This window comes from Myxococcus vastator (assembly GCF_010894475.1).
GTDB lineage: Bacteria > Myxococcota > Myxococcia > Myxococcales > Myxococcaceae > Myxococcus > Myxococcus vastator.
In genome coordinates, this window is the sequence record NZ_JAAIYB010000408.1 from 1 (window position 1) to 7,653 (window position 7,653).

Consider the following 7,653-nt stretch of genomic DNA (forward strand, 5'->3'; position numbering starts at 1 on the left):
GGCGGACCGGGTGGTGCCCATCGACACGGCGCTGGACCGCTTCGCCGTGCAGTTCCTCGATGGAGGCGCGCACCGCAAGCTGCTGGTGCTGCTGCTCGACGGCATGGCGTGGGCCAACGCGGTGGAGCTGATGATGGACCTGGAGTCACACCAGGTGGCCCCGGTCCGCTGGCGGCCCAAGGGGGCTGCTGCACGGGCATTGCTTCCGCCCATGATTGCTGCGCTCCCCACCGTGACGGAGGTCAGTCGCTCTGCATTCTTCGCGGGTCGGCTGTTGGCCCCAGGGGAGTCGGCGGACACCGGAAGAGACCCGAATCGCTTCGCTGAGCACCCCGGGTTGAGCCGTCTCATCGGCGTGTTGCCCCGGCTGCTCCTGCGCCAGGACGTCCAGTTGCCGAATGGCGCGGTGTCCGAGCAGGCGCGCAAGCTGGTGCTGACGGAGGAGCGCGTGGTTGCGCTGGTGGTCAACGCCATCGATGAGCAGCTCAAGGGCGGCCGTCAGATGCGGGTGGAGTACCGGCTCCAGACCATCAAGCCGCTGAAGGACCTGCTGGACGCAGCGGCGGATGCGGGACGCGCCGTCCTGATGGTGGCGGACCACGGGCATGTGCCGGGCTCGCGGATGTCGCGCGTCGCCGTTCCTGTCGAGGCGGGAGGGGCGCGCTGGCGCACCCTGCGCGAGGAGGAATCGGCGCACCCGAACGAGGTGGTGTTCTCGGAGGACGCGGTGTGGCGCCCCAAAGGCAAGAAGCGGGTGGCGCTGCTCTTCCGGGAGGCGGACAGCTACGGCGCCACGTCTCACGAGGGGGAGCACGGAGGTGCGTCCCTGGCTGAGGTCGTCGCTCCCGCGCTCCTGGTGGCGTCCGAGTCCCTGGCGCGCAAGTACGAGGCCGAGGGCCACGAGGACCGCGAGGTGGAGGTCGTCTCCTTCCCGCGTCCGCGCTGGTGGGACTACGAGGTGCGTCCCGTCCAGAGCCCGCTCCCGGTGCCTGTTCCGGCGCCCATGCCGCTGCCCGCGGTTCCCAACCAGGAGACCTTCGCCTTCCAGGTGCCGCCCGTTCCGGGCCCGCGTGCCCACGAGGCGCCGGCCTCCCGTGCGCAGCCGCAACGTGCGCCCGCGAAGCAGAAGGCGCCGTCTACTCCCGAGGGCGCCCTGCTGCGCAAGTCGCCGCTCTTCAAGGACGTGGCGGGGAAGAAGCGTGAGGAGCTGGAGGAGAAGATCATCCCGTGGGTGGAGGTGCTGGTGGAGCACGAGGGGCGCATGCCTCCGGACGTGTTCGCGCAGCGCACGGGCGAGCTGCCTTTCCGGGTGCGCGGTGCGGTGACGAAGCTCGCGGAGTGGCTCAACCTGGACGGGCAGCCGGTGGCCTTCTTCGATGAGGCGGAGAAGCTCGTCCGGTTGGACGTGGAGGCCTTGAAGCAGATGTTCGGGGGTGGCAAGTGAGCGAGCTCACGTTGGTCCGGCGCCGGGAGATCGTCTCCGCGCTGCGCAATGGCACGGTGCCCCGGCGCGGCATCGAGACGCTAGCGGTGGGGTTGGAGCGGTACGTCGCGGCCATCGATGAGGAACTCAACCGGGCCGCGCTCGGGCATGGCGTGTTCAAGGCCGTGCGGGGGGACTACGGCACGGGAAAGACGTTCTTCGCCCGCTGGGTGCAGCACCGGGCCCAAGCCGCCGGGTTCGCCACCGCCGAGGTGCAGATCTCCGAGACCGAGACGCCGCTGCACCGCATGGAGACGGTGTACCGCCGGGCCCTGGAGTCGTTGCGGACCCGCGAGTGGGAGGAGGGGGCCTTTCGCTCGCTCGTGGACCGCTGGTTCTACGCCCTGGAGGAGGAGGTGCTTGCCCGGCCGGGGTTCCCGGCGGAGGACGCCTCGGCCGTCGCGACCGCCGTGGGTGAGCTGCTCGAGCAGCGGTTAAGCAAGGTGAGCGCCACCCAGCCGCAGTTCGCCGCCGCCCTCCGCGCCTGCCACCGGGCGCGGGTGGAGGGGGATGCCGCGGTCGCCGAGGGACTGCTGGCGTGGTTGATGGGGCAGCCCAACGTCAGCGCCGACATCAAGCGCAAGGCGGGGCTGAAGGGGGAGATCGATCACTTCGGCGCCGGAGGCTTCCTCCGGGGACTGCTGTCCCTGTTGCAGCAGACGGGGCGCCGGGGCCTGTTTCTCGTGCTGGACGAGGTGGAGACCATCCAGCGCATGCGTGGGGATGTGCGCGAGAAGAGTCTCAACGCCATGCGGCAGCTCCTGGATGAGGTGGACAGTGGCCGCTACCCGGGCCTGTACCTGATGGTGACGGGCACGCCGGCCTTCTTCGAGGGGCCGCAGGGGGCGCGGCGCCTGCCCCCGCTGGAGCAGCGGCTGCACGTGGACTTCGCGGCGGAGCCTCGCTTCGACTCGAGCCGGGCGGTGCAGATCCGCCTCCTACCCTTTGACGAGGACCGCCTGATAGAGGTGGGGAGGCGCATCCGCGACCTGTACCCCACGGCCTCGCCGGAGGGCGTTGCCGCGCGCATCCCGGACGCACTCATCGCCGCGCTGGCCCGGAAGACCGCGGGGAAGCTCGGTGGCAAGGTGGGGATCGCGCCCCGGCTCTTCCTCAAGAAGCTGGTGGGCGACGTGCTCGACCGGGTCGAGGAGCATCCGGACTTCGACCCCGCCGTGCACTACGAGCTGCAGCTCGCCGCCAACGAGATGAGCGCGGACGAGCGGGCCGCCGCGGGCATCGAGCGCAGTGCCGACGACATCGCGCTCGACCTGGACGCCGCGGGGACGGAGTAGGGCGGCGTGAGCGAGGCCTTCTCGCGGCTCAGCCCCGCGGTCCAGTACCAGATTGTCAACGGGCTCGGCTTCCAGTCGCTGCGCCCGGTGCAGGAGCTCACCATCGGGCCCGTGCTCGACGGGAAGAACTGCGTCGTGCTCGCGCCCACGGCTGGAGGAAAGACGGAGGCCGCCTTCTTCCCGCTGCTCTCCCGGATGGACGCGGAGGACTGGCGGGAGGTCTCCGTCATCTATGTGGCGCCCATTCGCGCGTTGCTGAACAACCAGGAGGAGCGTATCTCCTCCTATGCGAGGCTCATCGGCCGGCGCGCGGCGGTCTGGCATGGGGACACCACCGAGTCCCAGCGTCGGGCCTTCATCCAGGAACCCGCGGACATCCTGCTCACCACGCCGGAGTCGCTGGAGGTGATGCTGATGAGCCGCAAGGTGCCGGCCCGGCGGCTCTTCCAGAACCTGCGCGCGGTGGTCATCGATGAAATCCACGCCTTCGTGGCGGATGACCGGGGGGGGCACCTGTCCGCGCTCCTGGAGCGGCTCTCCAGGTTCTGCGGCAAGGACATCCAGCGCATCGGGCTGTCGGCGACGGTGGGAAATCCGGAGGAAATCCTCGCCTGGGCTGCGGGCTCCTCGGAGCGGAAGGGGGCGCTGGTTCGCGCGCCGGGCCTCAACCGCGAGCCCCAGCTGATGCTCGACTTCGTGGGGAGCCGCGAGAATGCGGCGCGGGTCATCGCCGGGCTCCATCCGGGAAAGAAGCGGCTCGTCTTCGTGGACAGCCGGCGCGGGGTGGAGGCCGTGGGCACCGCGTTGCGCGGGTTGGGCGTCGAGACGCACGTCACCCACTCCTCGTTGTCGGTGGCGGAGCGCCGGAGGTCCGAGGATGCGTTCGCCCAGGGGAAGAACTGCGTCATCGTCGCCACGAGCGCCTTGGAACTGGGCATCGACATTGGCGACCTCGACCACGTTCTCCAGGTGGGGTGCCCGTCCACCGTCGCGAGCTTCCTGCAACGGATGGGGCGCTCCGGACGCCGACCAGGGACAAACCCGAACTGCACCTTCCTTGCGACGGATGAGGAATCGCTCGTCCAGACCGCGGCGCTGCTGCGCCTCTACAAGGCCGGCTTCGTGGAGCCCGTGCGCCCTCGGCGGTACGCCGCGCACCTGCTTGCCCATCAGTTGCTGGCGCTCTGCATCCAGGAGGAGGGCCTCCCGGAAAGCGACTGGTGGGGGTGGGTTTCCCAGGCGACGCCGTTCAGCGGGCTGACGCCCGAGGACCGGCGGGAACTCTTGGAGCACATGCTCGCCGAGGGCATCCTGTTCCGTGACGGCGGCCGGCTGGGGCTGGGGCTGAAGGGCGAGAAGCTCTATGGCGCGCGCAACTTCACCGAGCTGTATGCCGTCTTCTCCACGCCCTCCGTGCTGCGGGTGCTGTGGGGCCAGGAGGAGGTGGGGACCATCGACGCCTACTTCGCCGAGCAGGAGACGCCGGAGAAGCTCGTCTTCACCCTCGGAGCCCGCTCCTGGCGGGCGACGGCCGTGGAGTGGAACCGGGGCATCGTCTACGTCCAGCCGGCGGAACACGGGGCTCCGGCGCGTTGGCAGGGGATGGGGACCGTGCTCCACCGCGAGCTGTGCCTCGCCATTCGGGATGTGCTGACGAGCCGGGAGGAGGACCCTTGGTGGTCGCGGCGGGCACGGGAGCGGCTCCAGCAGGCGCGGGAGGGTTACGGCTTTCTCGAGGGGGACCCGCTTCCGCTGGAAGCCGAGCCGGGTGGGATGCGGCTGTGGACCTTTGGAGGACTGAAGGCGAACCTTTTGTTGGGGCGGGTCCTGGAGTCCGTCCTGGGCGAGCGGGTAACGGCCAACAACCTGTCGCTCGGGCTCAAGGGTCGGGCTGGCGAGAGCGAGGTCGCTGTTCGAGAGGCGCTGGCCCGACTGCGCCAGGAGGGCAGGCCCACGCGCGAGGACGCCATCGCATTGGGGTCCGCCCCCCGGGGAATGCGCCTATCCAAGTTCGAGCCCTGCCTGCCGCCCAGGCTGGAGGCCATCTTCACCGCGAGCGTATTGACTGATGCCCCGTCTGTCAGGGATATCCTGAAAAGCTGAATGAGCGGCTTTGTTGGATGTAGGGCAGTAGGGGCTGCCTGGATGGAGCCGACGACGATATCAAGCGACGCTGCCGTCATCCATCAAGAGGGCACCTGATGACTCCTGTAATTCCTTGTCACGATTCCGAGACGTTGAGCTGGTTCCTTGAGCGGACCGATTTCAGCTTCGTCTATGCGGACGTCGTCCCTGTCGCGGAACGGTTTCCTTCTGAGCTGAAAGAGGTTGCCGCAGCGGAGAAGGTGGTCGTCATCGATCTCGCCGTTACATCGGCCAAGCTTCTGAACGAGTTCATCGGCGAGCAGGTGAATCCGGGGGCGACGGCGCTCTTCAAAGGGATTGAGCTTGTTGTCGTGCTTCCCAGCTTGCTGGGGACTCAAGAGGCGTTGCTTCTCGATCTGCTGCTGTCGCAGGTCCCCGAGATCAAGCAAATGAAGCAAGAGGGCAGAACGGCGGCCGTGACTGCACTTCTACGTGCGGCGGTGAACCCGGTTGCCATGGGCCAGGAAGACGGGGGGATGGTGAAGCACAAGTGGACCGATGCCGAGATGAACCAGACCATCGAACTGCACCTCGCTCACCGCTCAGATAGGTCTGGTCGGGCTGATGCCATCAAGGAACTCGCCCGGAACCTGAAGCTCGGCGTCGGGCAGGTCTCGATGGCCGTCGATGCGGTAGGAACGCTCGATTCTCAGGACCCTCGCCGCTATCCCAGGCCCAGCAAGAAGCTTGCGAAGCTCTGGGGCAAACGGGGATTCGAGAACAAGCTCGGCAGTAGCGAGTGAGTTTGACGCCCTCCTTGCGGCCGGCTTGCTGCGCAGTGGAGAGGCGGGTGGTTGGGGTTGGGCGATGACGCGGAGGGTTGATTGTGTCCCTTCGCGTCCGTCGATGACGTTCACCACCGGATTCATCGTCCCTGCCTGCCGCGCCCTCCACACTAAACTACCGAGTATGAACTGTCTCACTCACGTTGGCAGAGAGGGCCCGCGGGAATCAGACGGAGTGGGCCTTGTCACGCAGCACCTCCGTGATTTTCAACAACCCCTCTTTGTCCGTTGAGGCGACCACTACGATGAGCCCACCCCGGGGCGGGCGGGTGCGTAGATTGCGGCGTCCTCGCAGTCAAGCAGCAGGCAGGAGGGGCCTGTTTGTGCAAGGAACTCGAACCCCAGCTTCAGAGCGACCTGCTTCAGTTCCTCAAGCTGCTCCGCATCAGGAGGACTGTCGGTGGGCTGCTTGGTGAAGGAGCGCATCAGCGTCGTCTGGAGGGGCAGGGGCTTCAACCGCTTGGACATGAAACCGAGGGAGAAACAGCATGTCCCTGAGCGAGTGGTAGCTTGGGTGGACGCGCCCCTCGAACGCTGCGTCGCCGCCGGTCTCGAACCGGACCACCCCAAAGTCATCCTCGTTGGGCGAGTCGAGGTCGAGGTAGTAGTCGAGGTAGGGGTCTTTCAATTCCAGCGCCACCAAGACGTAGCGCGGAGGCGGACGCCACGCCTTCGATTCAAGGCATTCGATGAGCGCGTCGAGGTCGAAGCTCACGGAGAGAAGCTCAAGGCTTCCCATCTTCCGCAAGAACTCCACATACCGTGGCGGCAGTTCGCGGCCGACGAGGTTCGTGAAATGCGCGATCCGCTCCCTGGAGGACGCCTGGATGGTTGCTGAGCCATCCGGGCCGTACCGGCGAAGGATCGCGATGAAATCATCCATCATGAAGCAATCCCCTCATGACTCGGGGCAGGAGTGTGGAGAGGGCAGAGCATGGGCGTCAACTGGACCTGGCACATGTCGCAGAATGGCACGACTTCACCCTGCCGGACCTCCCGGGAGACACCCGCTGGGGCACTTCACCGACGGAGGGTGTATAGGTGGCCTCGACGGCAGGCCTGATGCGTACTTGGGTGTCTGCGATTTCGTGAGGAGGGCGCGTGAGAGTGAGGCGCAGTGCGGCAAAGCTTCGCTGTTCGTCCGAGGCGCTTTGCGCACCAGAGCGGGGGAGTGGCGGTCATGCTGTCAGGCCGCGCGCGGCCCTGGACTCCACCGGCTCATCTCCTGCTCCTTGAATATTCGGCTGCTCCCAGCGCTGCTCCTGGCCGCGGAGCTCCCAAACGCCGGTCCTCGATGACCAGAACCCCGCGCTTCCTGATGACCATCAACACCACAGCCTGCTCGATTGGAACGGGCGAGGCCACCTCCGCGAGAGCGATCAACATGTGTGCCTTCTTGGACGTCCGAACCACTGCCGGGCACTGATGAGCCCTTCCATCAGTCATTCCCATTTCATGCGTTTGGAATCGTGTGCGGAGCCGGAACGCCCTGGCGTCTCTCACGTGACACGTCTGTCCACCCCTGGGGCGGCCAACCCGCGGCCCGACGCCCCTGTCGGACCGAACGGGGAACCTGTGTCCCTATCGCCCCTGCCGGGGCCTTTCACAGGAGGCGTTGATGTTCATCCGTTGGCGCTGGGCCGTCGTGTTGCTGTGGCTGTTGCCCGGGGCGGGGTGGGCGCAGGAGGTCGTCGCTCCGGAGGACTTCGACGCCACCGTCCGCAGGCTGGAGGAGGCCATCTCGTCCGAGTCTTCCGGCGAGGAAGAAGCGGGAGCGGCGCTGCCCGAGGAGGCGCCATCGCCGCCCGCCCCGTCCGACTCGACGCCGCCATGGACGAACCTGCTGCGAATGGACGCGGCGACACTGACGCTGCTGCCGCGAAGAGGCACGGGCAACGACGAAGGCTTCGTGCAATTGGAGCCCATGGTGGCCTTGGGGAAAGGG

At 67.4% G+C, this 7,653-nt stretch carries 5 protein-coding genes and 1 pseudogene; 5 read left to right on the plus strand and 1 reads right to left on the minus strand.

Annotated features, from left to right (window positions below; translation table 11 throughout):
* The 4 genes from pglZ to G4D87_RS29720 form a co-directional block, all read left to right on the plus strand.
* Positions 1-1,444: BREX-2 system phosphatase PglZ (gene pglZ / locus G4D87_RS29705; protein ID WP_163786073.1), on the plus strand; the 1,444-nt coding region annotated here is incomplete at its 5' end.
* Positions 1,441-2,778 carry a BREX system ATP-binding protein BrxD gene (brxD, locus tag G4D87_RS29710; protein ID WP_163786074.1) on the plus strand — a complete coding sequence of 446 codons (1,338 nt, stop codon included), beginning with the start codon at positions 1,441-1,443 and terminating at the stop codon, positions 2,776-2,778. The genes pglZ and brxD, both read left to right, overlap by 4 nt.
* Before the next feature lie 6 nt (positions 2,779-2,784).
* Positions 2,785-4,881, plus strand: a complete 2,097-nt coding sequence (locus G4D87_RS29715; RefSeq protein WP_163786075.1) for a DEAD/DEAH box helicase — start codon at positions 2,785-2,787, stop codon at positions 4,879-4,881.
* 98 nt (positions 4,882-4,979) lie between these two features.
* Entirely contained in the window at positions 4,980-5,666 is a 687-nt protein-coding gene (locus G4D87_RS29720; RefSeq protein ID WP_163786076.1) for a hypothetical protein, read from the plus strand.
* A 427-nt stretch (positions 5,667-6,093) separates the two neighbouring features.
* On the opposite strand, the gene G4D87_RS29725 is transcribed toward G4D87_RS29720, so the two are convergent.
* Positions 6,094-6,594, minus strand: a complete 501-nt coding sequence (locus G4D87_RS29725; protein ID WP_163786077.1) for a hypothetical protein — start codon at positions 6,592-6,594, stop codon at positions 6,094-6,096.
* Positions 6,595-7,326: 732 nt separating this feature from the next.
* On the opposite strand from G4D87_RS29725, the pseudogene G4D87_RS29730 reads away from it, so the two are divergent.
* Positions 7,327-7,653: pseudogene (locus G4D87_RS29730) on the plus strand (hypothetical protein); the annotation flags it as partial.